Origin of the sequence: Salmonella sp. A29-2 (genome assembly GCF_020150755.1) — a bacterium.
Taxonomy (GTDB): Bacteria; Pseudomonadota; Gammaproteobacteria; order Enterobacterales; family Enterobacteriaceae; genus Salmonella; species Salmonella enterica.
Window position 1 is genome coordinate 1,780,279 of the sequence record NZ_CP083731.1, and the last position, 24,949, is coordinate 1,805,227.

Below are 24,949 nucleotides of genomic sequence, written 5' to 3' on the forward strand. Positions count from 1 at the left end.
ATGGCGAGGCTAACGCGCCTCCGGCCTGCCTGGTAAGCAGGCCGGGGCAGGCGAACAGACGTTACATCTCCGAGTCTGGCTCGCCGTTATGCAGCGGAATTAACTGCACTTTCTGCACTCGATGGCTTTCTACCTGCAATGTTTTCAGCAAATAATCGCCCACCTGAACCTCTTCACCGGTTTGCGGTATGCGCTGCAAATATTCCATCAATAATCCGGCAATCGTATGGTATTCCCGTTTTTCATCCAGCGGTAGCGGCACGTACTGCACCAAATCCTCCAGCGGCATATGGCCGTTTGCTGTCCAGGAACCGTCCGGGTTCTTCTGAATATCGTGGCGGGCGTCAATTTCCTCGACTTCATTCGGCAGATTACCGGCAATAGTCTCCATGACATCGCTTAATGTCACAATGCCTTCAACCGAGCCAAACTCATCTACGACAAAGGCAAAATGGGTTCTGGCGTTACGGAACTGCTCCAGCGCAGGCAGCAGCGGCAATGTTTCCGGGAAAACCAGCGGTTGGCGAATCAGCGCCCGCAGGTTGAGCGGTTCGCCGCGCAGCGATTGTTGCAACAGATCGATGACGTGGACGACGCCGAGTAAATCTTCCTGTTCATTTTCACCCGTCACGACCAGACGCGTATGCTGGTTCTTTTCCAGCAGAGCGCGGATTTCCGCTTCCGGCGCGTTGAGATCGATATGCTCGATATCATGACGCGACGTCATGATGCTACTTACGGTGCGCTGGTTGAGATTCAGCACCCGCTCGATCATCCTGCGCTCCTGCGGATTAAAAATCTGGCTGTCGTCATGGTCTGCCAGCATCGCAGCGGTTTCCGCATCCAGTTCGGCATCCTCTTTTTTACCGCTAATCAGCCGCATCACGGCCTCCGTTGTGCGCTGGCGCAGCGTATGGTTAGCGGAAAGAAAACGGCGGCGGTTAAAAATAGCCAGTTGGTTGAGCGCCTCGATCATCACCGAGAAGCCGATAGCCGCGTACAGATACCCTTTCGGAATATGGAAACCAAACCCTTCCGCCACCAGGCTAAAGCCGATCATTAGCAAGAAGCTAAGACACAAAATGACAATGGTGGGATGGTTGTTCACAAATCGGGTCAGTGACTTGCTGGCGAGCAGCATCAGGCTAATGGCGATTATCACTGCCGCCATCATGACCGCCAGGTGATCGACCATCCCCACGGCGGTAATCACGGAGTCGAGAGAAAAGATAGCGTCCAGCACCACAATTTGCGCGACCACCGCCCAGAATTTCGCCCCCTTACGCTGGGTAGGGTTGGCGCTATCTTTCCCTTCCAGCCGTTCGTTGAGCTCCATGGTGGCTTTAAAGAGCAGGAAGAAGCCGCCAAACAGCATAATCAGATCGCGGGCGCTGAAGCTTAACGCCTGTACGCTAAAGAGCGGCTTAGTCAAGGTGACCAGCCACGAGATTGACGCCAGCAGCAGCAGGCGCATGATCATCGCCAGTATCAGGCCGGTAATGCGCGCGCGGTCGCGCTGCCCCGGCGGTAGTTTTTCAGCGAGGATGGCAATAAAGACCAGGTTATCAATGCCGAGAACAAGTTCGATAACGATTAACGTCACCAGTCCGGCCCAGATTGACGGATCGGCAATCCATTCCATAGTAAGAGCAATACCTTCTGTAATATGACAATTGTCACAATTCGATCATGGATAATACGGCGGAAAAATGCAATGCCGCAGAGCAATTTATCTTTGTTACGCGGCTATAAAATAACTTTAAAATAGCCGTAATGTTTCTGTCGGAAACTAAATAATGTCAAGAATATATTTAGGAAATATCGCAGGTGGAGTGGGGTAAATAAATATTGTCAACATCAATAAAATCCTAAAATCATCTGTTAATTCATTTAATATTAATCTTAAAAATATAGAATGGCGGGTTTGTTACCTTGCCTGTCATTAGGTTAGCTGCAACAATTCTTGCAGGATTAAGATAGCGCTCTTAAATATCCTGTCACGACATCGAGAAAACTATTAATACGTAACCTTTATTTCGCTGAAGATTTTTATCTGAACGAGGATGAAATCGGAGGGGAATGCGAAAATTTAGAATAATCAGTGTATTGGTAGCTAAAAAGCCAGGGGCGGTAGCGTGCCTGAAAGCCTGAATATAAGCCTTTATTATTCTGTCAATAGCCTGCGGATGAATTGATTTTTTTTCAGAATGATGCCAGTTAATTTTCTCTGCCATTAACTGCAAGGTAAATGTGCACGGACGAAGCCGCTATTTAAATTGCACAGGATAATGACTCTGCCAAAGTGATAAATAATCAATGATGAAATCCAAAATGAAATTGATGCCATTATTGGCGTCGCTCAGCTTGATAAGTGGTTGCACAGTACTTCCGGGCAGCAATATGTCTACTATGGGGAAAGATGTGATCAAACAGCAAGACGCTGACTTTGATCTCGACCGGATGGTCAATGTGTATCCGCTGACGCCACGGTTGGTTGAGCAATTACGCCCGCGGCCCAATGTCGCGCAACCGAATATGTCGCTGGACCAGGAGATCGCCAGCTATCAGTATCGCGTCGGGCCTGGCGATGTGCTGAATGTCACCGTCTGGGATCACCCGGAATTGACCACGCCAGCAGGCCAGTACCGTAGCTCAAGCGATACCGGCAACTGGGTACAGCCGGACGGCACCATGTTTTATCCCTACATTGGCAAGGTTAGCGTCGTCGGTAAAACTTTGTCAGAGATTCGCAGCGATATTACCGGGCGTTTAGCGAAGTACATCGCGGACCCGCAGGTGGATGTCAATATCGCCGCTTTCCGCTCGCAAAAAGCGTATATCTCCGGCCAGGTGAATAAATCCGGTCAGCAGGCCATTACTAACGTACCGCTAACCGTCCTGGATGCGATTAACGCCGCGGGCGGTCTGACCGATATGGCGGACTGGCGCAACGTCGTGTTGACGCACAACGGCAAAGAACAGCGCATTTCGCTACAGGCGCTGATGCAAAATGGCGATCTTAGCCAGAACCGCTTGCTCTACCCTGGCGACATTCTGTATGTGCCGCGCAATGACGATCTGAAAGTCTTTGTCATGGGCGAAGTGAAAAAACAGAGCACCCTCAAAATGGATTTCAGCGGCATGACGCTCACCGAAGCATTAGGCAATGCGGAAGGCATCGATCTGACCACCTCCAACGCCAGCGGCATTTTTGTGATTCGTCCGTTGAAAGGCGAGGGGGGACGCGGCGGCAAGATCGCCAATATCTACCAGCTTGATATGTCTGACGCCACGTCATTGGTGATGGCGACGGAATTCCGACTTCAGCCTTACGATGTGGTGTACGTCACGACCGCGCCGGTTGCTCGCTGGAACCGTCTGATCAATCAGTTGCTGCCGACCATTAGCGGTGTCCGTTATATGACGGATACGGCCAGCGACATTCATTCCTGGTAATCGTTATGTTTAACAAAATTTTAGTGGTCTGTGTGGGGAATGTTTGCCGTTCCCCGACGGCAGAACGTTTGCTAAAGCGCTTTCATCCCTCGCTGACGGTTGCGTCCGCCGGGTTAGGCGCGCTGGTCGGCAAAGGAGCCGATCCTGCGGCGGCGAGCGTGGCGAGCGCCCACGATCTGTCTTTGGAAAATCACTGCGCAAGGCAAATTTCCGCGCGTCTGTGCCGGGAATATGACCTGATTCTGACGATGGAGAAACGTCACATCGCCGCCCTGTGCGACATTGCGCCGGAAATGCGCGGCAAGGTAATGCTGTTTGGTCACTGGGACAGCGAGCGTGAAATACCGGACCCGTATCGCAAAAGCCGCGATGCGTTTGAGGCGGTGTACACATTACTGGAAAGGTCTGCCCGCCAGTGGGCGCAGGCACTGAATGCAGAGCAGGGAAAACCATGACAGAAAAAGTAAAACAATCTGCGGCGGTTACGGGTAGCGATGAAATCGATATCGGGCGTCTGGTCGGAACGGTGATTGAAGCGCGTTGGTGGGTGTTGGGGACGACGGCCATATTTGCGCTGTGCGCGGTAATTTATACGTTCTTCGCCACGCCCATCTATAGCGCCGATGCGCTGGTGCAGATTGAACAAAACGCCGGTAATTCGCTGGTACAGGATATCAACAGCGCATTAGCGAATAAGCCGCCGGCTTCCGATGCGGAAATTCAGCTCATTCGATCGCGCCTGGTGCTGGGGAAGACCGTTGACGATCTGGATCTGGATATTGCCGTCACCAAAAACACCTTTCCGCTCTTTGGCGCCGGGTGGGAACGGCTGATGGGACGTCACAATGAAATGGTGAAAGTCACGACATTCACCCGACCAGAGACGATGAGCGGACAGATCTTCACCCTCAAAGTGCTGGGCGACAAACGTTATCAGTTAGTCAGCGACGGCGGATTTAGCGCGCAGGGCGTTGTGGGCCAGCCACTCAATAAAGACGGCGTGACGATGCAGGTAGAGGCGATTGACGCCCGTCCTGATACAGAATTTACGGTGAGTAAATTCTCAACGCTTGGCATGATTAATAACCTGCAAAATAACCTCACCGTAACGGAAACCGGCAAAGATACCGGCGTTCTGAGCCTGACGTTCACGGGAGAGGATCGCGACCAGATCCGCGAAATTCTCAACAGTATTACCCGTAACTATCTGCAACAGGATATTGCGCGGAAATCTGAAGAGGCGGGGAAGAGCCTGGCGTTTCTGGCAAAACAACTGCCGGAAGTCCGCAGCCGTCTGGATGTGGCGGAAAACAAGCTAAACGCTTTCCGCCAGGATAAAGACTCGGTGGATTTACCGCTGGAGGCGAAGGCGGTGCTCGATTCGATGGTTAATATCGACGCCCAGTTGAATGAGTTGACGTTTAAAGAGGCGGAAATTTCCAAGCTCTTTACCAAAGCGCATCCGGCTTACCGCACCCTGCTGGAAAAACGTAAAGCGCTGGAAGATGAAAAAGCCAAACTGAACGGGCGGGTGACGGCAATGCCGAAAACCCAGCAGGAGATTGTGCGTTTGACCCGCGATGTGGAGTCCGGCCAGCAGGTCTATATGCAACTGCTTAATAAACAGCAGGAGCTGAAAATCACCGAAGCCAGCACCGTTGGCGACGTGCGCATCGTTGACCCGGCGATTACCCAGCCGGGCGTGCTGAAGCCGAAAAAGGCGTTGATTATTCTCGGCAGCATTATTCTGGGATTAATGTTATCGATTGTCGGCGTGCTGCTGCGCTCACTGTTTAATCGCGGTATCGAAAGCCCGCAGGCGCTGGAGGAGCACGGGATCAGCGTCTATGCCAGTATTCCGCTGTCGGAATGGCAAAAAGCGCGTGATAGCGTCAAAACCATTAAAGGGATTAAGCGTTATAAGCAGAGCCAACTGTTGGCGGTGGGCAATCCGACCGATCTGGCGATTGAGGCGATTCGCAGCCTGCGCACCAGCCTGCATTTCGCCATGATGCAGGCGCAAAATAATGTACTCATGCTCACAGGCGTCAGCCCCTCTATCGGCAAAACCTTTGTTTGCGCCAACCTGGCGGCCGTCATCAGCCAGACGCATAAACGGGTATTACTGATCGACTGCGATATGCGCAAAGGCTACACCCATGAACTGCTCGGCACCAATAACGTGGACGGCTTATCTGACATTCTGGCGGGCAAAGGCGAGATAGCCTCCTGCGCGAAACCCACGGCGATCGCTAATTTTGATCTTATTCCGCGCGGTCAGGTACCGCCTAATCCATCGGAATTGCTGATGAGCGAGCGCTTCGGCGAGCTGATCGCTTGGGCAAGCAGCCGCTACGACCTGGTATTAATCGACACGCCGCCGATTCTGGCCGTGACGGACGCCGCGATTGTGGGTCGTCACGTCGGGACGACGCTGATGGTGGCGCGTTATGCCGTCAACACTTTAAAAGAGGTGGAAACCAGTCTGAGCCGTTTTGACCAGAATGGCATTCAGGTCAAAGGCGTCATTCTCAACTCCATTTTCCGCCGGGCGACGGGCTACCAGGATTATGGCTATTACGAGTATGAATACCAGTCAGATTCCAAATAAAAAATAAGGCGTGCCGGATGGCGCGGCCTGTGACTGTAGGCCGGACAAGCGTAGCGCCATGCGGCAAAACTATCTGGGGAATAAGCATGACAACAGACAATCCGCTGATCTCAATTTATATGCCAACCTGGAACAGGCAGCAGTTGGCTATCCGGGCGATTAAATCAGTACTACGTCAGGACTACCGTCACTGGGAGATGATCATCGTGGATGATTGCTCCTCGTCTTATCAGCAGCTACAACAATTTGTTGAGGAGCTGAACGACCCGCGCGTCCGTTATACCCATAACGCCAGGAATACCGGCGCCTGCGCGGTTCGCAACCAGGCCATTATGCAGGCGCAAGGACACTACATTACCGGTATTGATGATGACGATGAATGGACGCCAAACCGTCTGAGCGTGTTTCTGGCCCATAAACACCAGTTAACTACACACGCCTTTTTGTATGCCAACGACTATGTGTGCGAGGGCGAGGTCTACTCTCAGCCTGCCAGCCTGCCGCTGTATCCGAAATCTCCTTATTCGCGCCGCTTATTCTACAAGCGCAATATTATTGGCAATCAGGTTTTTACCTGGGCCTGGCGTTTTAAAGCGTGTTTGTTCGATACCGAACTCAAGGCGGCGCAGGACTACGACATTTTTCTGCGCATGGTGGTGGAGTATGGCGAACCGTGGAAAGTCGAAGAGGCGACGCAAATTTTACATATCAACCACGGCGAGATGCAGATTACCTCTTCGCCGAAAAAGTTCTCCGGCTATTTCCATTTTTATCGTAAGCACAAAGATAAATTCGATCGCGCCAGTAAAAAATACCAGCTTTTTACCCTGTACCAAATTCGCAATAAGCGAATGACCTGGCGCACGTTGCTGACGTTGCTCTCTGTGCGTAATAGCAAACGCCTGGCGGCCGGGTTGCGGGGGCGATAACGATGCTGGAAGACTTACGCGCGAATAGCTGGAGCTTACGCCCCTGTTGCATGGTGCTGGCCTACCGTATCGCTCATTTTTGTTCCGTCTGGCGCAAAAAGAATGTGCTGAATAATCTGTGGGCCGCGCCGGTGCTGGTGCTGTATCGCGTGATCACGGAATGCCTGTTCGGGTATGAAATCCAGGCCGCCGCGACCATTGGTCGGCGGTTCACTATCCATCATGGTTACGCGGTAGTGATTAACAAACATGTCGTCGCCGGCGACGATTTTACCATTCGCCACGGCGTCACCATTGGCAATCGCGGTGCGGACAGCCTGGCTTGCCCGGTGATTGGTAACGGCGTTGAGCTGGGGGCGAATGTCATCCTGCTTGGCGATATTACTATTGGTAATCACGTCACGATTGGCGCGGGTAGCGTGGTGCTTGACAGTATTCCGGACCATGCGCTGGTGGTGGGAGAAAAAGCACGGGTGAAGGTCAGCACATGAATATTCTGCAATTTAATGTACGGCTGGCGGAAGGCGGCGCGGCGGGAGTGGCGTTGGATCTCCATCTGCGGGCGCTGCAAAAAGGGCTGACGTCGCATTTTGTTTATGGTTATGGCAAAGGCGGAAAAAAAAGCGTCAGCCACCACCGTTATCCGCAGGTGATAAAACAGACGCCGCGCGGCACGGCAATCGCTAATATCGCGCTGTTTCGTTTCCTGAATCGCGATCTGTTTGGCAATCTCGACAATCTTTACCGCACGGTTATCCAGACATCCGGCCCGCTGGTGCTGCATTTTCATGTTCTCCACAGTTACTGGCTAAACCTGGCGGATATCGTGACGTTTTGCGAAAAAGTCAAAGCGCAAAAACCGGACGTCACGCTGGTCTGGACGCTGCACGATCACTGGAGCGTCACCGGGCGTTGCGCCTTCACCGACGGTTGCGAGGGCTGGAAAAGCGGCTGCCAAAAATGTCCGACCCTAAGCAATTATCCGCCGGTCAGGGTGGATCGGGCGCACCAGCTTATTGGCGGCAAACGTCAGCGCTTTCGGGACATGCTGCGGCTGGGCTGCCAGTTTATTTCGCCGAGCCAGCATGTGGCCGAGGCCTTTAACAGCGTTTATGGCGCGGGACTCTGCCGGGTGATTAACAACGGTATCGATCTGGCGACCGAGGCGATTCTCGCGCAGCTATCACCTGTGCCGCTGAATCCGGGCAAACCGCGGATCGCCATTGTGGCGCATGACTTGCGTTACGACGGCAAAACTGACCAGCGTCTGGTACACGACATGATGGCGCTGGGCGAAAAAATTGAACTGCACACCTTCGGTAAATTTTCGCCTTTTACCAGCCAAAACGTTGTTAATCACGGTTTTGAAACCGATAAGCGCAAATTAATGAGCGCGCTCAATGAGATGGACGCGCTGGTCTTTAGCTCGCGGGTCGATAACTATCCGCTGATCTTGTGTGAAGCGCTCTCGATCGGCGTACCGGTAATCGCCACCCACAGCGAGGCGGCGCAGGAGGTGCTAGCGAAATCCGGCGGCCAGACTTTTGCCGCTACAGATGTCCTGCGCCTGGCGCAGCGGCGTAAGCCAGAGATTGCTCAGGCGGTATTTGGCGCCACGCTGGACGCCTTTCGTATGCGTAGCCGCGTCGCGTACAGCGGTCAACAGATGCTGGAGGAGTATGTCTCGTTCTATCAGAATCTGTAGCTATCTGCTGCTGCCGCTGATCTACCTACTGGTCAATGTCAAGATTGCCCAACTGGGGGAAAGCTTTCCCATTACCATCGTCACTTTTTTACCGCTGTTGCTGCTGTTATTTGTGGAACGCATTAGCGTAAAAAAATTGATGATCGCCTTAGGCATCGGCGCGGGGCTTACGGCATTTAACTTCTTGTTCGGCCAGTCGCTGAATGCCGGTAAATATGTCACGTCCACGATGCTGTTTGTCTATATTGTGGTCATTATCGGGATGGTCTGGAGTATCCGATTCAAAACCATTTCCGCGCATAACCACCGAAAGATTTTGCGTTTTTTTTATCTGGTGGTGGGTATAGTGGTCGCGCTCGCCGCGGTTGAGATGGCGCAAATTATCCTTACCGGCGGCAGCAGTATTATGGAAGGAATTTCGAAATATCTCATTTACAGTAATAGCTACGTACTGAACTTCATAAAATTTGGCGGTAAGCGTACCACTGCGCTTTATTTTGAACCGGCATTTTTCGCTTTGGCACTAATCTCAATTTGGCTGAGCATCAAACAGTTTGGTATCAAAACACCGAAAAGCGATGCTATGATTCTGGCAGGGATAATATTATCAGGATCATTTTCAGGGGTAATGACCTTTATCTTGTTTTACCTTCTGGAGTGGGCGTTCCAATATTTGAATAAGGATGCGATAAAGAAAAAACTTCCACTGGCGCTGGTCTCATTAACCCTGTTTTTGGTTGGGGTAATTATTGCATTTCCTTATATCGCGACACGACTTGGCGATTTAGGGACGGAAGGCTCATCTTCTTATTATCGTATTGTGGGCCCGTTAGTCATGGTCGGATATTCCTTGACCCATATTGATGGTGTAGTCAGATTTGGCTCACTTTATGAATATGTTGCATCATTCGGAATCTTTAACGGTGCGGATGTCGGGAAAACCATAGACAATGGATTGTATCTGCTGATTATTTATTTTTCCTGGTTCGCAGTGCTAATGACGCTGTGGTATATGGGGAAAGTTTTAAAAATGGCGCTAAATGCGTTTGGCGATAATCGTAATTTTCGGGTGCAGCTCTATCTTTTTACGCCGGTGTCGCTGTTTTTTACCGGTTCAATATTTAGCCCGGAATATGCTTTTTTAATCGTCTGTCCGTTCATTTTGCGCAAGGCGTTAAAAATTTCATAACGGGGTGGTGGCATGTTTTTAAGCGTCGTTACCGTCGCCTTTCGCAATTACGAAGGGGTGGTAAAAACCTGGCGCTCGCTGCGCAATCTGGCGCGCGATCCGGGCCTGTCATTTGAATGGATCGTAGTGGATGGCGGTTCGGAGGACGGCACGCGCGAATTTCTGCAAAAACGTCACGGTGAGTTTAACCTGCGTTTTATCAGTGAAAAGGATCACGGTATTTATGATGCCATGAACAAAGGCATTGCGCTGGCGCAGGGGCGCTATACCCTGTTTCTTAATTCCGGTGATGCGTTCCATGATGATGCCGCGCTGTTTGTCCGCCAACTGGCGCGACAAAAGGGCGAGGCGATGTATATTGGCGACGCGCTGCTGGATTTCGGCGGCGGGCATAAAATACGCCGGAAGGCTAAATCCGGGTATTATATCTACCATAGTTTGCCAGCCAGCCATCAGGCAATATTTTTCCCGACGGCAGCGTTAAAAAAGTATCCTTATGATCTGCAATATCATGTCTCTTCAGATTATGCGCTGGCGGCCCGTCTCTATAAAGCAGGCTATCCTTTTCGACGAATTAACGGACTGGTATCTGAATTTTCGATGGGCGGCGTGTCAACCTCGAATAATCTGGAATTATGTCAGGATGCAAAAAACGTACAGCGAAAAATATTACGTGTGCCAGGGTTTTGGGCGCAATTATCCTATTTATTACGTCTGAAAACGACGGGTAAAACAAAAGCGCGGTATAACAAAGTCTAATCACCGGGAGTTATTATGCAGGATCTTAGCGGCTTTACGGTGCCGAAGGGGTTCCGCGGCGCTAATGCGCTAAAAGTACAATTATGGTGGGCGGTACAGGCGACATTATTCGCCGGGTCGCCGCAAATATTGTATCGCTGGCGAGCCTTTTTGCTGCGTCTGTTTGGCGCCAAAATTGGACAGAATGTGGTTATTCGACCGTCAGTAAAAATTACCTATCCGTGGAAATTAACCGTCGGCGATTATGCCTGGGTAGGCGACGACGCTGTGTTATATACGTTGGGTGAAATTAATATTGGCGCACATGCGGTCATTTCACAAAAAGGGTATTTGTGCACCGGTAGCCATGATTATACCAGCGCCCATTTCGATATTAACGCCGCGCCGATTGTTATTGGCGAAAAATGTTGGCTGGCAACCGATGTTTTTGTCGCGCCCGGCGTGACGATAGGTCATGGCACCGTCGTCGGCGCGCGCAGCAGCGTATTTAAATCATTACCGGCAAATGCGATTTGTCGGGGCAATCCCGCAGTGGTAACGCGCCAGCGCGTTCAGAAAGTTACTCCCTAACGGGACTATTTGAGGAAATGAAAATGTCAAAAGTCGCTCTCATTACTGGCGTAACCGGACAGGATGGGTCTTACCTGGCAGAATTTCTGCTGGAAAAAGGGTATGAGGTGCATGGTATCAAGCGCCGCGCGTCATCGTTTAATACCGAGCGCGTGGACCATATTTATCAGGACCCGCACAGCTGCAACCCGAAATTTCATCTGCATTATGGCGACCTGACCGACGCCTCCAACCTGACCCGCATTTTACAGGAAGTGCAGCCGGATGAGGTCTACAATCTGGGCGCAATGAGCCACGTGGCGGTGTCGTTTGAGTCGCCGGAATATACCGCCGATGTGGATGCGATGGGCACGCTGCGCCTGCTGGAGGCGATTCGCTTCCTCGGTCTTGAAAAGAAAACGCGGTTCTACCAGGCCTCCACCTCGGAACTGTACGGGCTGGTGCAGGAAATCCCGCAGAAAGAGACCACGCCGTTCTACCCGCGTTCTCCCTATGCGGTGGCGAAACTGTACGCCTACTGGATCACCGTCAACTACCGTGAATCCTACGGTATTTACGCCTGTAACGGCATTCTGTTTAACCACGAGTCTCCGCGTCGCGGCGAAACCTTCGTTACCCGTAAGATCACCCGCGCCATCGCCAATATCGCGCAGGGACTGGAGTCCTGCCTGTATCTCGGCAACATGGACTCGTTGCGCGACTGGGGTCATGCGAAAGATTACGTGCGGATGCAGTGGATGATGTTACAGCAGGAGCAGCCGGAAGATTTCGTGATTGCCACCGGCGTGCAGTATTCCGTGCGCCAGTTTGTGGAGCTGGCGGCGGCGCAACTGGGGATAAAACTGCGCTTTGAAGGCGAAGGCATTAATGAGAAAGGGATCGTGGTATCCGTTACCGGACACGATGCGCCGGGCGTGAAACCGGGCGATGTGATTGTGGCCGTTGATCCGCGTTATTTCCGTCCGGCGGAAGTGGAAACCCTGCTGGGCGACCCGTCCAAAGCGCATGAGAAACTGGGCTGGAAACCGGAAATCACCCTGTCGGAGATGGTCTCCGAGATGGTGGCGAACGATCTGGAGGCCGCGAAAAAACACTCACTGCTGAAATCTCACGGTTACGAGGTGGCCATCGCGCTGGAGTCCTGAGAATGAATAAGCAACGAATTTTTGTGGCGGGCCATCGCGGGATGGTGGGCTCCGCCATTGTACGGCAGCTTGCGCAGCGCGGCGACGTGGAACTGGTACTGCGCACCCGCGATGAGCTGGATCTGCTCGACGGGCGCGCGGTACAGGCGTTCTTTGCCGGAGCGGGTATCGACCAGGTTTATCTGGCGGCGGCGAAAGTGGGCGGCATTGTTGCCAACAACACGTATCCGGCGGATTTTATTTATGAAAACATGATGATAGAGAGCAACATTATTCACGCCGCGCACCTGCACAACGTGAACAAACTGCTGTTTCTCGGTTCGTCCTGTATCTATCCGAAACTGGCAAGGCAGCCGATGGCGGAAAGCGAGCTGCTGCAGGGGACGCTGGAGCCGACCAACGAGCCGTATGCCATCGCCAAGATCGCCGGGATTAAACTGTGCGAGTCCTACAACCGGCAGTACGGTCGCGACTACCGTTCGGTGATGCCAACCAACCTGTACGGCCCGCATGACAATTTCCATCCGGACAATTCACATGTGATCCCGGCGCTGCTGCGCCGCTTTCATGAGGCTGCGCAGAGCCACGCGCCGGAGGTGGTGGTGTGGGGCAGCGGTACGCCGATGCGCGAATTTCTGCACGTTGACGATATGGCGGCGGCCAGCATTCACGTGATGGAGCTGGCGCGCGAGGTGTGGCAGGAGAACACCGACCCGATGCTGTCGCACATTAACGTCGGCACTGGCGTGGACTGCACCATCCGCGAGCTGGCGCAGACCATCGCAAAGGTGGTGGGTTACCAGGGCCGGGTGGTGTTCGACGCCGCGAAGCCGGACGGCACGCCGCGTAAATTGCTCGACGTCACGCGCCTGCATCAGCTTGGCTGGTATCACGAAATTTCACTGGAGGCAGGGCTTGCCGGTACTTACCAGTGGTTCCTTGAGAATCAGCAACGGTTCCGGGGGTGACAATGTTTTTACGTCAGGAAGATTTCGCCGCCGTGGTGCGGACCACGCCCCTCATCTCCCTCGATTTCATTGTGGAAAACGGCCAGGGGGAAATTTTACTGGGCCAGCGTCTCAACCGTCCGGCGCAGGGCTACTGGTTTGTGCCGGGGGGGCGGGTGTGCAAAGACGAAACGCTGGAAGCCGCCTTTGCACGCCTGACGCAGGCGGAACTGGGCGTGCGCCTGCCGCTGGCGGCAGGGACGTTTTATGGCGTCTGGCAGCACTTCTATGACGACAACTTTTCCGGTGAGGATTTTTCAACTCATTACATCGTGCTCGGCTTTCGTCTGCGCGTGGCGGAGAGCGATTTACGCCTGCCTGAGACCCAGCATGGCAGTTACCGCTGGCTGACGCCGGAACAGCTTCTGGCAAGCGATAATGTTCATGAGAACAGTCGGGCCTACTTCTCTCCTGACGCGCCGGCGGTGGGCCTATGAAGATCCTGGTCTATGGCATTAACTATTCGCCGGAACTGACCGGTATCGGCAAATATACCGGCGAAATGGTGGCGTGGATGGCGCGGGAAGGCCATGAGGTGCGGGTCATTACTGCGCCGCCGTACTACCCGCAGTGGAAGGTCGGCGAGCGCTATTCCGCCTGGCGCTATCGCCGGGAAGAGGGCGAGGCTACCGTCTGGCGTTGCCCGCTGTATGTGCCGAAACAGCCCTCCACCCTAAAACGACTACTTCATCTGGGGAGCTTTGCATTGAGCAGTTTTTTCCCACTGATGGCGCAGCGTCGCTGGAAGCCGGATCGGATTATCGGCGTTGTACCGACGCTCTTTTGTACGCCGGGAATGCGTCTGCTGGCGACACTCTCCGGCGCACGTACCGTTCTGCATATTCAGGATTACGAAGTGGACGCCATGCTCGGCTTAGGAATGGCGGGAAAAGGCAAGCGCGGCAGCGTAGCGCGGTTAGCGACGGCCTTTGAACGCAGCGCGCTGCGTAACGTTGATAATGTTTCGACCATCTCTCGCTCCATGATGAATAAAGCGCGGGAAAAGGGCGTCGCGGCGGAAAAAATCCTCTTTTTTCCGAACTGGTCGGAAGTGGCGCGCTTTCAGGACGTTAATGACGCTGACGTGACGGCTTTGCGTCAGCAGCTTGGCTTGCCAGATGGCAAAAAAATTGTGCTCTATTCCGGCAATATCGGCGAAAAACAAGGGCTGGAAAAGGTAATTGACGCCGCGGAACGATTACGCGATCGCCCGCTGATTTTCGCGATTGTCGGCCAGGGGGGCGGCAAGGCGCGGCTGGAGAACATGGCCCGCGAACGCGGCCTGCCAAATATTAAATTCCTCCCGCTGCAGCATTACGACGCCTTACCAGCTCTGCTGAAAATGGGCGACTGCCATCTGGTGGTGCAAAAGCGCGGCGCGGCGGATGCGGTACTGCCCTCCAAGCTGACTAACATTCTGGCGGTCGGCGGCAATGCGGTAATTACCGCTGAGCCGCACACCGAATTAGGACAACTTTGCGCGCGTTATCCGGGCATCGCCGTTTGCGTGGAGCCGGAGTCAACCGACGCGCTGGTCGACGGGATTAGCCAGGCGCTCGCCATGCCGAAAAACAACACGACGGCACGTGAATACGCCGAACGCACGCTCAATAAAGAGAACGTGCTACGCCAATTTATTGCAGATATTCGGGGATGATAATGCGTCAGACAAAACTTTACCCGGTTGTGATGGCCGGTGGCTCCGGTAGCCGATTGTGGCCGCTTTCTCGCGTGCTTTATCCAAAACAGTTTTTGTGCCTGAAAGGCGATCTCACCATGCTGCAAACCACCATTTGCCGTCTGAACGGCGTGGAGTGCGAAAGCCCGGTGGTTATCTGCAACGAACAGCACCGTTTTATCGTTGCTGAACAGCTCCGCCAGCTCAATAAGCTGACGGAGAACATTATTCTTGAGCCCGCCGGGCGCAATACCGCGCCGGCGATTGCGTTGGCGGCGCTGGCGGCGACGCGCCAGCATACGGACTGCGATCCGCTGATGCTGGTACTGGCGGCGGATCATGCGATCGCCAATGAAGAGGCCTTCCGCGACGCGGTGCGCGGCGCCATGCCCTATGCCGACGCGGGCAAACTGGTGACCTTCGGTATCGTGCCGGATCTGCCGGAAACCGGCTATGGCTATATCCGGCGCGGTGATGTCGTGCCGGGCGCGACGGATGCGGTGGCTTTTGAGGTGGCGCAGTTCGTTGAGAAGCCGGGGCTGGAAACCGCTCAGGCCTACGTCGCCAGCGGCGATTACTACTGGAACAGCGGCATGTTTCTGTTCCGCGCCGGACGCTATCTGGAAGAGCTGAAAAAGTTCCGCCCCGATATTCTGGCCGCCTGTGAACAGGCGATGCGCGGCGTCGATCCGGATCTTGACTTCATCCGCGTGGATGAAGAGGCCTTCCTCGCCTGTCCGGAAGAGTCCATTGACTACGCGGTGATGGAGCGGACGGCGGACGCGGTGGTGATGCCAATGGACGCGGGCTGGAGCGATGTCGGCTCGTGGTCCTCGCTGTGGGAAATCAGCGCCCACACCCCGGAGGGAAACGTCCACCACGGCGACGTCATCAGCCATAAAACGGAAAACAGCTACGTTTACGCCGAATCCGGCCTGGTGACCACCGTCGGCGTGAAGGATCTGGTGGTGGTGCAGACCAAAGACGCCGTGCTGATTGCCGATCGCCACGCGGTGCAGGACGTGAAAAAGGTGGTGGAGAAGATCAAGGCCGACGGACGCCATGAGCACCACATGCACCGCGAGGTTTACCGTCCGTGGGGCAAATACGACTCCATCGACGCGGGCGAGCGCTATCAGGTGAAGCGCATTACCGTCAAGCCGGGGGAAGGACTGTCGGTGCAGATGCACCATCACCGCGCCGAGCACTGGGTGGTGGTGGCGGGGACCGCCAGAGTCACCATCAACGGCGAGGTTAAGCTGCTCGGTGAAAACGAGTCCATCTATATTCCGCTGGGGGCGACCCACTGCCTGGAAAATCCGGGAAAAATACCGCTCGATTTAATTGAAGTGCGTTCCGGCTCGTATCTCGAAGAGGACGACGTGGTGCGGTTCGAGGACCGTTACGGGCGGGTCTGACGCCTGCAATTATGCCCGGTAAGCGCAACGCGCCATCCGGCAATGAATAACAATAACGATGCTGGCCATTTACGGTCAGGGCTAACTGTTGCCTGAAGAAGGGTAAAAACATGACAAAATTAACCTGTTTCAAGGCCTACGACATTCGCGGCAGGCTGGGCGAAGAGCTCAATGAAGATATCGCGTGGCGGATTGGCCGCGCCTACGGCGAATATTTAAAACCGAAGACCATCGTGCTGGGCGGCGACGTGCGCCTGACCAGCGAGGCGCTGAAGCTGGCGCTGGCGAAAGGGTTACAGGATGCGGGCGTCGACGTGCTGGATATCGGTATGTCCGGCACCGAAGAGATTTACTTCGCCACCTTCCACCTCGGCGTGGACGGCGGTATTGAAGTGACCGCCAGCCATAACCCGATGGACTACAACGGCATGAAGCTGGTGCGCGAGGGCGCCCGCCCGATAAGCGGCGACACCGGTCTGCGCGACGTTCAGCGTCTGGCGGAAGCGGGCGACTTCCCGCCGGTGAACGAGGCCGCGCGCGGCAGCTACAGACAAATCAGCCTGCGCGACGCCTACATCGACCACCTGCTCGCCTACATCAGTGTTAACAATCTCACCCCGCTGAAGCTGGTGGTGAATTCCGGCAACGGCGCGGCGGGGCCGGTCATTGACGCCATCGAAGCGCGTCTGAAGGCGCTGGGCGCGCCGGTGGAGTTCATCAAAATCCACAACACCCCGGACGGCACCTTCCCGAACGGCATTCCCAACCCGTTGCTGCCGGAGTGTCGCGACGACACCCGCAAGGCCGTTATTGAACACGGGGCGGACATGGGCATCGCCTTTGACGGCGACTTCGACCGCTGCTTCCTGTTCGATGAGAAAGGGCAGTTTATCGAGGGGTACTACATCGTCGGGCTGCTGGCGGAAGCATTTCTGGAAAAACACCCGGGGGCGAAGATTATCCACGACCCGCGCCTGACCTGGAACACGGAGGCAGTGGTGACGGCGGCGGGCGGGACGCCGGTGATGTCAAAAACCGGGCACGCCTTTATCAAGGAGCGGATGCGTACGGAGGATGCCATTTATGGCGGGGAAATGAGCGCGCATCACTATTTCCGTGATTTTGCCTACTGCGACAGCGGGATGATCCCGTGGCTGCTGGTGGCGGAGCTGGTGTGCCTGAAGGGGCAGTCGCTGGGTGAACTGGTCCGCGACCGGATGGTGGCGTTCCCGGCGAGCGGGGAAATCAACAGCAGGCTGGCGGAGCCGGCGGCGGCCATCGCGCGGGTGGAAGCGCACTTCGCGGAAGAGGCGCAGGCGGTGGACCGCACGGACGGCCTCAGCATGTCGTTCGCCGACTGGCGTTTCAACCTGCGCTCGTCAAACACCGAACCGGTGGTGCGCCTGAATGTGGAATCACGCGGCGATATTCCGCTGATGGAAGCGCGAACACGCACTCTGCTGGCGCTGCTGAATCAGTAACGTCAGATCTCCCCTTACCGCCTGCGGGTAAGGGGCCAATCACAGGAACAACGATGACAAATCTAAAAAAGCGCGAACGAGCCAAAACCAATGCATCGTTAATCTCTATGGTGCAACGCTTTTCAGATATCACCATCATGTTTGGCGGGCTGTGGTTCATCTGTGAAGTCAGTGGACTGCCATTCCTGTACATGCACCTGTTGGTGGCGCTGATTACGCTGGTTGTTTTTCAAATGCTGGGCGGGATGACCGATTTTTATCGCTCCTGGCGCGGCGTCAAAATGTCGACAGAGTTAACGCTGTTACTGCAAAACTGGACGCTGAGCCTGATCTTCAGCGCCGGTCTGGTGGCGTTTAATGACGACTTTGACAACCGCCTCGCCACCTGGCTGGCCTGGTATGCGCTGTCCAGCCTGGGCTTAGTGTTATGCCGTTCATTTATTCGTTTCGGCGCGGGCTGGCTACGCAATCGTGGTTATAACACTCGCCGGGTCGCCGTCGCCGGAGATTTGCCTGCGGGCCAGGCGTTGCTGGATAGCTTCCGTAATGAGCCGTGGCTGGGTTTTGAGGTGGTGGGCGTCTATCACGATCCCAAACCGGGCGGCGTCTCTGCTGACTGGGCCGGGAACTTTGAGCAGTTAATTGACGATGCGAAAGCCTCGCGAATTCACAATGTTTATATCGCCATGTCAATGAGCGACGGCGCCATGGTGAAAAAACTGGTGCGCGAGCTGGCCGACACCACCTGCTCGGTGATCCTTATTCCCGATGTGTTCACCTTTAATATTCTCCACTCGCGCGTGGAGGAGATGAGCGGCGTTCCGGTCGTTCCGCTATATGACACGCCGCTATCAGGGATTAACCGTCTGCTTAAACGGGCAGAGGATATCGTGCTGGCGTCGCTGATTCTGCTGCTCATCTCACCGGTACTGTGCTGCATTGCGCTGGCGGTCAAATTGAGCTCGCCCGGGCCGGTGATTTTCCGTCAGACGCGCTACGGGATGGACGGCAAGCCGATCAAGGTCTGGAAGTTCCGCTCAATGAAGGTAATGGAGAACGATAAGGTCGTTACCCAGGCGACACAAAACGATCCGCGCGTCACCCGGGTAGGTAACTTTTTGCGTCGTACCTCGCTGGATGAATTACCGCAGTTTATCAACGTATTAACCGGCGGGATGTCTATCGTCGGTCCTCGCCCGCACGCGGTGGCGCATAACGAACAGTATCGTCAGTTGATTGAAGGTTACATGCTACGCCACAAGATGAAGCCGGGCATCACCGGCTGGGCGCAAATTAATGGCTGGCGCGGTGAGACCGATACGCTGGAGAAAATGGAAAAACGCGTGGAGTTCGACCTGGAATACATCCGTGAATGGAGTATTTGGTTCGATATCAAAATCGTTTTTCTGACGATTTTTAAAGGGTTTGTTAATAAAGCGGCGTATTAAGAACCTGACCCACAAGGCTATTTTACTTGCCATATTGAACCAGGGCAGTGCTCAATCTGGCTGCGCCAATGACGCCTTGTGAACAGGTTCTGGAGAAAAGAATGAGTTTACGACAAAAAACGATCAGCGGCGCTAAATGGTCGGCTATCGCCACGATAGTGATTATCGGTCTGGGGTTAATTCAGATGACGGTGCTGGCGCGGATCATCGACAACCACCAGTTTGGCCTGTTGACCGTCTCGCTGGTGATTATCGCGCTGGCCGACACGATCTCGGACTTTGGCATCGCGAACTCGATTATCCAGCGTAAAACGATTGGGCATCTGGAGCTGACCACGCTTTACTGGCTAAACGTTGGGCTTGGGATTGTGGTATTTGCGGTGGTCTTTTGGCTGAGCGATGCGATTGCCCATGTTTTGCATAACCCGGATCTCGCGCCGTTAATCAAAACGTTGTCGCTGGCGTTTATCGTGATCCCTCACGGGCAGCAGTTCCGCGCGCTGATGCAAAAAGAGCTGGAGTTCAATAAGATCGGCATGATCGAAACGACCTCCGTGCTGGCGGGGTTCACCTTTACGGTGATTAGCGCCCATTACTGGCCGCTGGCGTTAACCGCGATTCTCGGCTATCTGGTGAACAGTGCGGTGCGAACGCTGCTGTTTGGTTACTTTGGCCGCAAGATTTACCGTCCGGGGCTGCATTTTTCGCTGGCATCGGTGTCCACGAACCTGCGTTTTGGCGCGTGGCTGACGGCGGACAGTATCGTCAATTACATCAACACGAATTTATCGACGCTGGTACTGGCGAGAATTCTCGGCGCAAGCGTCGCCGGGGGATATAACCTCGCGTACAACGTGGCGGTTGTGCCGCCGGCGAAGCTTAATCCCATCATTACTCGCGTGCTATTTCCGGCATTCGCCAAAATCCAGGACGATACCGAGAAGCTGCGCGTCAACTTCTATAAGTTGCTTTCCGTGGTGGGAATTATCAATTTTCCCGCGCTGTTGGGTCTGATGGTAGTGGCGAACAATTTTGTGCCGTTAGTGTTTGGCGAGAAGTGGAACAGCATTATCCCGATCCTGCAATTGCTGTGCGTGGTAGGGCTGCTGCGTTCGGTCGGCAACCCGATTGGTTCGCTGCTGATGGCGAAAGCGCGCGTGGATATCAGCTTTAAATTCAACGTCTTTAAAACGTTTCTGTTTATCCCGGCAATTCTCATTGGCGGCCATCTGGCGGGGGCGATTGGCGTGACGCTGGGGTTCCTGGTGGTGCAAATCATCAACACCATTCTGAGCTATTTCGTGATGATTAAGCCGGTACTCGGCTCCAGCTATCGTCAGTATATTCTCAGCCTGTGGCTACCGTTTTATCTCTCATTGCCAACATTTATTACCAGCTACGGCGCAGGAAAGCTGGTCGACGGTTATTTACCGTTGTCGGGGGTATTCGCGCTACAGGTTATGGTCGGTATTTTGAGTTTTATTTTAATGATTATTTTTTCACGCAATGCGCTGGTGATGGAAATTAAAAATCAGCTTTTTGGCAGTGCAAAAATGAAAAAGTTATTACGTGTCGGATGACGGGGATATAAGAGGCTATTTATGAAATTATTAATTTTAGGCAACCACACATGCGGCAACCGTGGTGATAGCGCCATTATGCGCGGTTTGCTTGATGCCATCCGTCAACAGGCGCCAGAGGCGGAGATGGATGTGATGAGCCGTTTCCCGGTGAGTTCCGCCTGGTTGCAGGGGCGCCCGATTATTGCCGACCCGCTGTATCAGTTAAGCCAGAAACAGCAGGCGGCGGCAGGGCTTAACGGTCGGGTGAAAAAAGTATTACGCCGTCGTTTTCAGCATAAAATTTTATTGTCTAAAGTCGCCCAGGAAGGATCGCTGCGTAATTTTGCTATCGCGCCGGAATTTGCCGAATTCGCGCAATTTATTGCGCAGTATGACGCCGTCATCCAGGTGGGCGGTTCAAACTATGTCGACTTATACGGTTTGACTCACTTTGAATATCCGCTGTGCACGTTTATGGCGAACAAACCAATTTATATGGTGGGACATAGCGTCGGCCCTTTCCAGAATCCTGACTTTAACCAGCTCGCCAATTATGTTTTTGGGCGCACCAGTGCGCTGATCCTACGTGAAACCGTCAGCCGCGATCTGATGACCGCCGCGCAGATCGATACCCGGAAAGTGGAGCAGGGGGTGGATACCGCCTGGTTAGTCGAACGCCGTCACGACGAGTTTGTTGCCAGTTATGCTGTGCAGCACTGGCTGGACGTCACCGCGCGCCGCAAAACCGTCGCGATTACGTTGCGCGATCTGGAGCCGTTTGATAAACGCCTGGGCACCACTCAGCAGGCCTATGAGCAGGCATTTGCCCAGGTCGTGAATCGCCTGATTGCGGACGGTTATCAGGTACTGGCGCTGTCAACCTGCACCAGTATCGATCGCTATAACCGCGATGACCGGATGGTTGCGTTACGGATGGCGAAGTATGTAAACGACTCAGAGCATTTCCATATCGCGATGGACGAACTCAATGACGTGGAAATCGGAAAGATCCTCGCCTCCTGCGTACTGACCATCGGGACGCGCCTGCATTCCGCCATTATCTCCATGAATTTTGGCACACCCGCCATCGCCATTAATTATGAACATAAATCCGCCGGGATTATGCAGCAGCTAGGCCTGGCGGAATTGGCTATCGATATCCGTCACTTGCTGAACGGTTCATTACAAAGCGTGGTGGCCGATACGCTCAATCAATTGCCTGCGCTAAAGGCAAAAGTGGCTAACGCCGTTACCGAGGAGCGGGCGAAAGGGTTCACGATGATCAAATCCGTTCTCGACAGAATTCGGGAGGCGCAATGAAAGTCAGCTTTTTTCTGCTGAAATTTCCACTCTCATCGGAAACCTTTGTGCTGAATCAGATTACTGCGTTTATTGATATGGGCCATGAGGTGGAGATTGTCGCGTTACAAAAAGGCGATACCCAACATACTCACGCCGCCTGGGAGAAGTATGGCCTGGCGGCGAAAACCCGCTGGTTACAGGATGAGCCCCAGGGACGGCTGGCGAAACTGCGCTACCGGGCATGTAAAACGCTGCCGGGGCTGCATCGGGCGGCGACCTGGAAAGCGCTCAATTTTACCCGCTATGGCGATGAATCACGCAATTTGATCCTTTCCGCGATTTGCGCGCAGGTGAGCCAGCCTTTTGTGGCGGATGTGTTCATCGCGCACTTTGGTCCGGCGGGCGTGACGGCGGCCAAACTACGCGAACTGGGCGTGCTTCGCGGCAAAATCGCGACTATTTTCCACGGGATTGATATTTCCAGCCGCGAAGTGCTCAGTCATTACACGCCGGAGTATCAGCAGCTGTTTCGTCGTGGCGATCTGATGCTGCCTATCAGCGAACTGTGGGCCGGTCGCCTGAAAAGTATGGGCTGTCCGCCGGAAAAGATTGCCGTTTCGCGCATGGGCGTCGACATGACGCGTTTTACCCATCGTCCGGTGAAAGCGCCAGGGATGCCGCTGGAGTTGATTTCCGTCGCGCGCCTGACTGAGAAAAAAGGCCTGCATGTGGCGATTGAAGCCTGTCGGCAACTGAAAGCGCAGGGCGTGGCGTTTCGCTACCGCATTCTGGGGATTGGCCCGTGGGAACGTCGGCTGCGCACGCTCATCGAGCAGTATCAGCTAGAGGATGTCATTGAGATGCCGGGGTTTAAACCGAGCCATGAAGTGAAGGCGATGCTGGATGACGCCGATGTTTTTTTGCTGCCGTCGATTACCGGTACGGATGGCGATATGGAAGGTATTCCGGTAGCGCTGATGGAGGCGATGGCGGTAGGGATTCCCGTGGTGTCTACCGTGCATAGCGGTATTCCGGAACTGGTGGAGGCCGGCAAATCCGGCTGGCTGGTGCCGGAAAACGATGCGCAGGCGCTGGCGGCCCGACTCGCTGAGTTCAGCCGGATTGACCACGACACGCTGGAGTCGGTGATCACGCGCGCCCGTGAAAAAGTGGCGCAAGATTTTAATCAGCAGGCGATTAATCGCCAGTTAGCCAGCCTGCTACAAACGATATAAACGAGGTGGTATGCCCGCGACTAAATTCTCCCGACGTACCCTCCTGACGGCAGGTTCTGCGCTTGCTGTTCTTCCTTTTCTGCGCGCCTTGCCGGTACAGGCGCGTGAACCTCGCGAGACCGTCGATATTAAGGATTATCCGGCGGATGACGGTATCGCCTCGTTCAAACAGGCCTTCGCCGACGGACAGACCGTGGTCGTACCGCCAGGATGGGTGTGTGAAAATATCAATGCGGCGATAACGATTCCGGCGGGAAAAACGCTGCGGGTACAGGGCGCGGTGCGTGGGAATGGCCGGGGACGGTTTATTTTGCAGGACGGGTGTCAGGTGGTGGGGGAGCAGGGCGGCAGTCTGCACAATGTGACGCTGGATGTTCGCGGGTCGGACTGTGTGATTAAAGGCGTGACGATGAGCGGCTTTGGCCCCGTCGCGCAAATTTTCATCGGTGGTAAGGAACCGCAGGTGATGCGTAATCTCATTATCGATGACATCACCGTTACCCACGCCAACTACGCCATTCTCCGCCAGGGATTTCATAACCAAATGGACGGCGCGCGGATTACGCATAGCCGCTTTAGCGATTTACAGGGGGACGCCATTGAGTGGAATGTCGCGATTCACGACCGCGACATCCTGATTTCCGATCATGTCATCGAACGCATTGATTGTACCAATGGCAAAATCAACTGGGGGATCGGCATCGGGCTGGCGGGTAGCACCTATGACAACAGTTATCCTGAAGATCAGGCAGTAAAAAACTTTGTGGTGGCCAATATTACCGGATCTGATTGCCGACAGCTGGTGCACGTAGAAAATGGCAAACATTTCGTCATTCGCAATGTCAAAGCCAAAAACATCACGCCCGATTTCAGTAAAAAGGCGGGTATTGATAACGCAACGATCGCAATTTATGGCTGTGATAATTTCGTCATTGATAATATTGATATGACGAATAGTGCCGGGATGCTTATCGGCTATGGCGTTGTTAAAGGAAAATACCTGTCAATTCCGCAAAACTTTAAATTAAACGCTATTCGGTTGGATAATCGCCAGGTTGCTTATAAATTACGCGGCATTCAAATTTCCTCCGGCAACGCTCCTTCGTTTGTCGCTATCACCAACGTACGGATGACGCGTGCTACGCTGGAACTGCATAATCAACCGCAGCACCTCTTTCTGCGCAATATCAACGTGATGCAAACTTCAGCGATTGGCCCGGCGTTAAAAATGCACTTCGATTTGCGTAAAGATGTCCGTGGTCAATTTATGGCCCGCCAGGACACGCTGCTTTCCCTCGCTAATGTTCATGCCATCAATGAAAACGGGCAGAGTTCCGTGGATATCGACAGGATTAATCACCAAACCGTGAATGTCGAAGCAGTGAATTTTTCGCTGCCGAAGCGGGGAGGGTAAGTATCGCTATTTTTACGAAAATTCCTGGGAAAAAGTTGTT

General features: G+C 54.0%; 21 protein-coding genes. 20 read left to right on the forward strand and 1 reads right to left on the reverse strand.

What is annotated here, in order from left to right; all coding sequences use genetic code 11:
• Positions 1 to 61: 61 nt before the first annotated feature.
• The gene (locus K8W53_RS08545) at positions 62 to 1,642 is read right to left on the reverse strand and encodes a TerC family protein (protein ID WP_000454714.1); all 1,581 of its coding nucleotides are present in this window, start codon (positions 1,640 to 1,642) and stop codon (positions 62 to 64) included.
• Positions 1,643 to 2,316: 674 nt separating this feature from the next.
• On the opposite strand from K8W53_RS08545, the gene K8W53_RS08550 reads away from it, so the two are divergent.
• From K8W53_RS08550 to wcaM, 20 genes are all read left to right on the forward strand, one after another.
• Positions 2,317 to 3,456 carry a polysaccharide export protein gene (locus tag K8W53_RS08550; protein ID WP_000978077.1) on the forward strand — a complete coding sequence of 380 codons (1,140 nt, stop codon included), beginning with the start codon at positions 2,317 to 2,319 and terminating at the stop codon, positions 3,454 to 3,456.
• Between the two features lie 5 nt (positions 3,457 to 3,461).
• The gene (gene wzb / locus K8W53_RS08555) at positions 3,462 to 3,911 is read left to right on the forward strand and encodes a low molecular weight protein-tyrosine-phosphatase Wzb (protein ID WP_000482224.1); all 450 of its coding nucleotides are present in this window, start codon (positions 3,462 to 3,464) and stop codon (positions 3,909 to 3,911) included.
• Positions 3,908 to 6,067, forward strand: a complete 2,160-nt coding sequence (gene wzc, locus K8W53_RS08560) for a tyrosine-protein kinase Wzc (protein ID WP_000137220.1) — start codon at positions 3,908 to 3,910, stop codon at positions 6,065 to 6,067. The genes wzb and wzc overlap by 4 nt, the downstream gene beginning before the upstream one ends.
• An 86-nt stretch (positions 6,068 to 6,153) precedes the next feature.
• On the forward strand, positions 6,154 to 6,996 hold the full coding sequence (gene wcaA / locus K8W53_RS08565; RefSeq protein WP_000205695.1) for a colanic acid biosynthesis glycosyltransferase WcaA: 843 nt from the start codon (positions 6,154 to 6,156) through the stop codon (positions 6,994 to 6,996).
• 2 nt (positions 6,997 to 6,998) lie between these two features.
• Positions 6,999 to 7,487, forward strand: a complete 489-nt coding sequence (wcaB, locus tag K8W53_RS08570) for a colanic acid biosynthesis acetyltransferase WcaB (protein ID WP_000888725.1) — start codon at positions 6,999 to 7,001, stop codon at positions 7,485 to 7,487.
• Complete coding sequence (gene wcaC, locus K8W53_RS08575) at positions 7,484 to 8,701, forward strand: colanic acid biosynthesis glycosyltransferase WcaC (protein ID WP_052939429.1); 1,218 nt, start codon at positions 7,484 to 7,486, stop codon at positions 8,699 to 8,701. Before wcaB ends, wcaC begins: the two co-directional genes overlap by 4 nt.
• Entirely contained in the window at positions 8,676 to 9,890 is a 1,215-nt protein-coding gene (wcaD, locus tag K8W53_RS08580; protein WP_000091392.1) for a colanic acid polymerase WcaD, read from the forward strand. Before wcaC ends, wcaD begins: the two co-directional genes overlap by 26 nt.
• 12 nt (positions 9,891 to 9,902) lie before the next feature.
• On the forward strand, positions 9,903 to 10,649 hold the full coding sequence (wcaE, locus tag K8W53_RS08585) for a colanic acid biosynthesis glycosyltransferase WcaE (protein WP_052939428.1): 747 nt from the start codon (positions 9,903 to 9,905) through the stop codon (positions 10,647 to 10,649).
• Positions 10,650 to 10,664: 15 nt separating this feature from the next.
• Positions 10,665 to 11,219 (forward strand): colanic acid biosynthesis acetyltransferase WcaF, encoded by a 555-nt coding sequence (gene wcaF / locus K8W53_RS08590; RefSeq protein WP_023224539.1) that lies wholly within the window; start codon positions 10,665 to 10,667, stop codon positions 11,217 to 11,219.
• A gap of 23 nt (positions 11,220 to 11,242) precedes the next feature.
• Positions 11,243 to 12,364: a GDP-mannose 4,6-dehydratase gene (gene gmd, locus K8W53_RS08595; RefSeq protein ID WP_000048160.1), complete on the forward strand. Its 1,122-nt coding sequence runs from the start codon at positions 11,243 to 11,245 to the stop codon at positions 12,362 to 12,364.
• A gap of 2 nt (positions 12,365 to 12,366) precedes the next feature.
• Positions 12,367 to 13,332: a GDP-L-fucose synthase gene (gene fcl / locus K8W53_RS08600; protein WP_001041704.1), complete on the forward strand. Its 966-nt coding sequence runs from the start codon at positions 12,367 to 12,369 to the stop codon at positions 13,330 to 13,332.
• A gap of 2 nt (positions 13,333 to 13,334) precedes the next feature.
• The gene (locus K8W53_RS08605; RefSeq protein ID WP_052939427.1) at positions 13,335 to 13,808 is read left to right on the forward strand and encodes a GDP-mannose mannosyl hydrolase; all 474 of its coding nucleotides are present in this window, start codon (positions 13,335 to 13,337) and stop codon (positions 13,806 to 13,808) included.
• The gene (wcaI, locus tag K8W53_RS08610; protein ID WP_052939426.1) at positions 13,805 to 15,028 is read left to right on the forward strand and encodes a colanic acid biosynthesis fucosyltransferase WcaI; all 1,224 of its coding nucleotides are present in this window, start codon (positions 13,805 to 13,807) and stop codon (positions 15,026 to 15,028) included. The genes K8W53_RS08605 and wcaI overlap by 4 nt, the downstream gene beginning before the upstream one ends.
• The gene (gene cpsB / locus K8W53_RS08615; RefSeq protein WP_000605946.1) at positions 15,025 to 16,467 is read left to right on the forward strand and encodes a mannose-1-phosphate guanyltransferase; all 1,443 of its coding nucleotides are present in this window, start codon (positions 15,025 to 15,027) and stop codon (positions 16,465 to 16,467) included. The genes wcaI and cpsB overlap by 4 nt, the downstream gene beginning before the upstream one ends.
• Before the next feature lie 110 nt (positions 16,468 to 16,577).
• Entirely contained in the window at positions 16,578 to 17,948 is a 1,371-nt protein-coding gene (cpsG, locus tag K8W53_RS08620) for a colanic acid biosynthesis phosphomannomutase CpsG (protein WP_023224542.1), read from the forward strand.
• Positions 17,949 to 18,001: 53 nt separating this feature from the next.
• Entirely contained in the window at positions 18,002 to 19,396 is a 1,395-nt protein-coding gene (gene wcaJ, locus K8W53_RS08625) for an undecaprenyl-phosphate glucose phosphotransferase (protein WP_000183163.1), read from the forward strand.
• A gap of 101 nt (positions 19,397 to 19,497) precedes the next feature.
• Complete coding sequence (wzxC, locus tag K8W53_RS08630) at positions 19,498 to 20,976, forward strand: colanic acid undecaprenyl disphosphate flippase WzxC (RefSeq protein WP_000058679.1); 1,479 nt, start codon at positions 19,498 to 19,500, stop codon at positions 20,974 to 20,976.
• A gap of 21 nt (positions 20,977 to 20,997) precedes the next feature.
• A complete protein-coding gene (wcaK, locus tag K8W53_RS08635) occupies positions 20,998 to 22,278 on the forward strand; it encodes a colanic acid biosynthesis pyruvyl transferase WcaK (protein WP_023224543.1) in 1,281 nt (426 codons plus the stop codon).
• Entirely contained in the window at positions 22,275 to 23,495 is a 1,221-nt protein-coding gene (wcaL, locus tag K8W53_RS08640; RefSeq protein WP_023224544.1) for a colanic acid biosynthesis glycosyltransferase WcaL, read from the forward strand. The genes wcaK and wcaL overlap by 4 nt, the downstream gene beginning before the upstream one ends.
• A 10-nt stretch (positions 23,496 to 23,505) precedes the next feature.
• A complete protein-coding gene (gene wcaM / locus K8W53_RS08645; protein ID WP_023224545.1) occupies positions 23,506 to 24,909 on the forward strand; it encodes a colanic acid biosynthesis protein WcaM in 1,404 nt (467 codons plus the stop codon).
• Positions 24,910 to 24,949 lie beyond the last annotated feature (40 nt).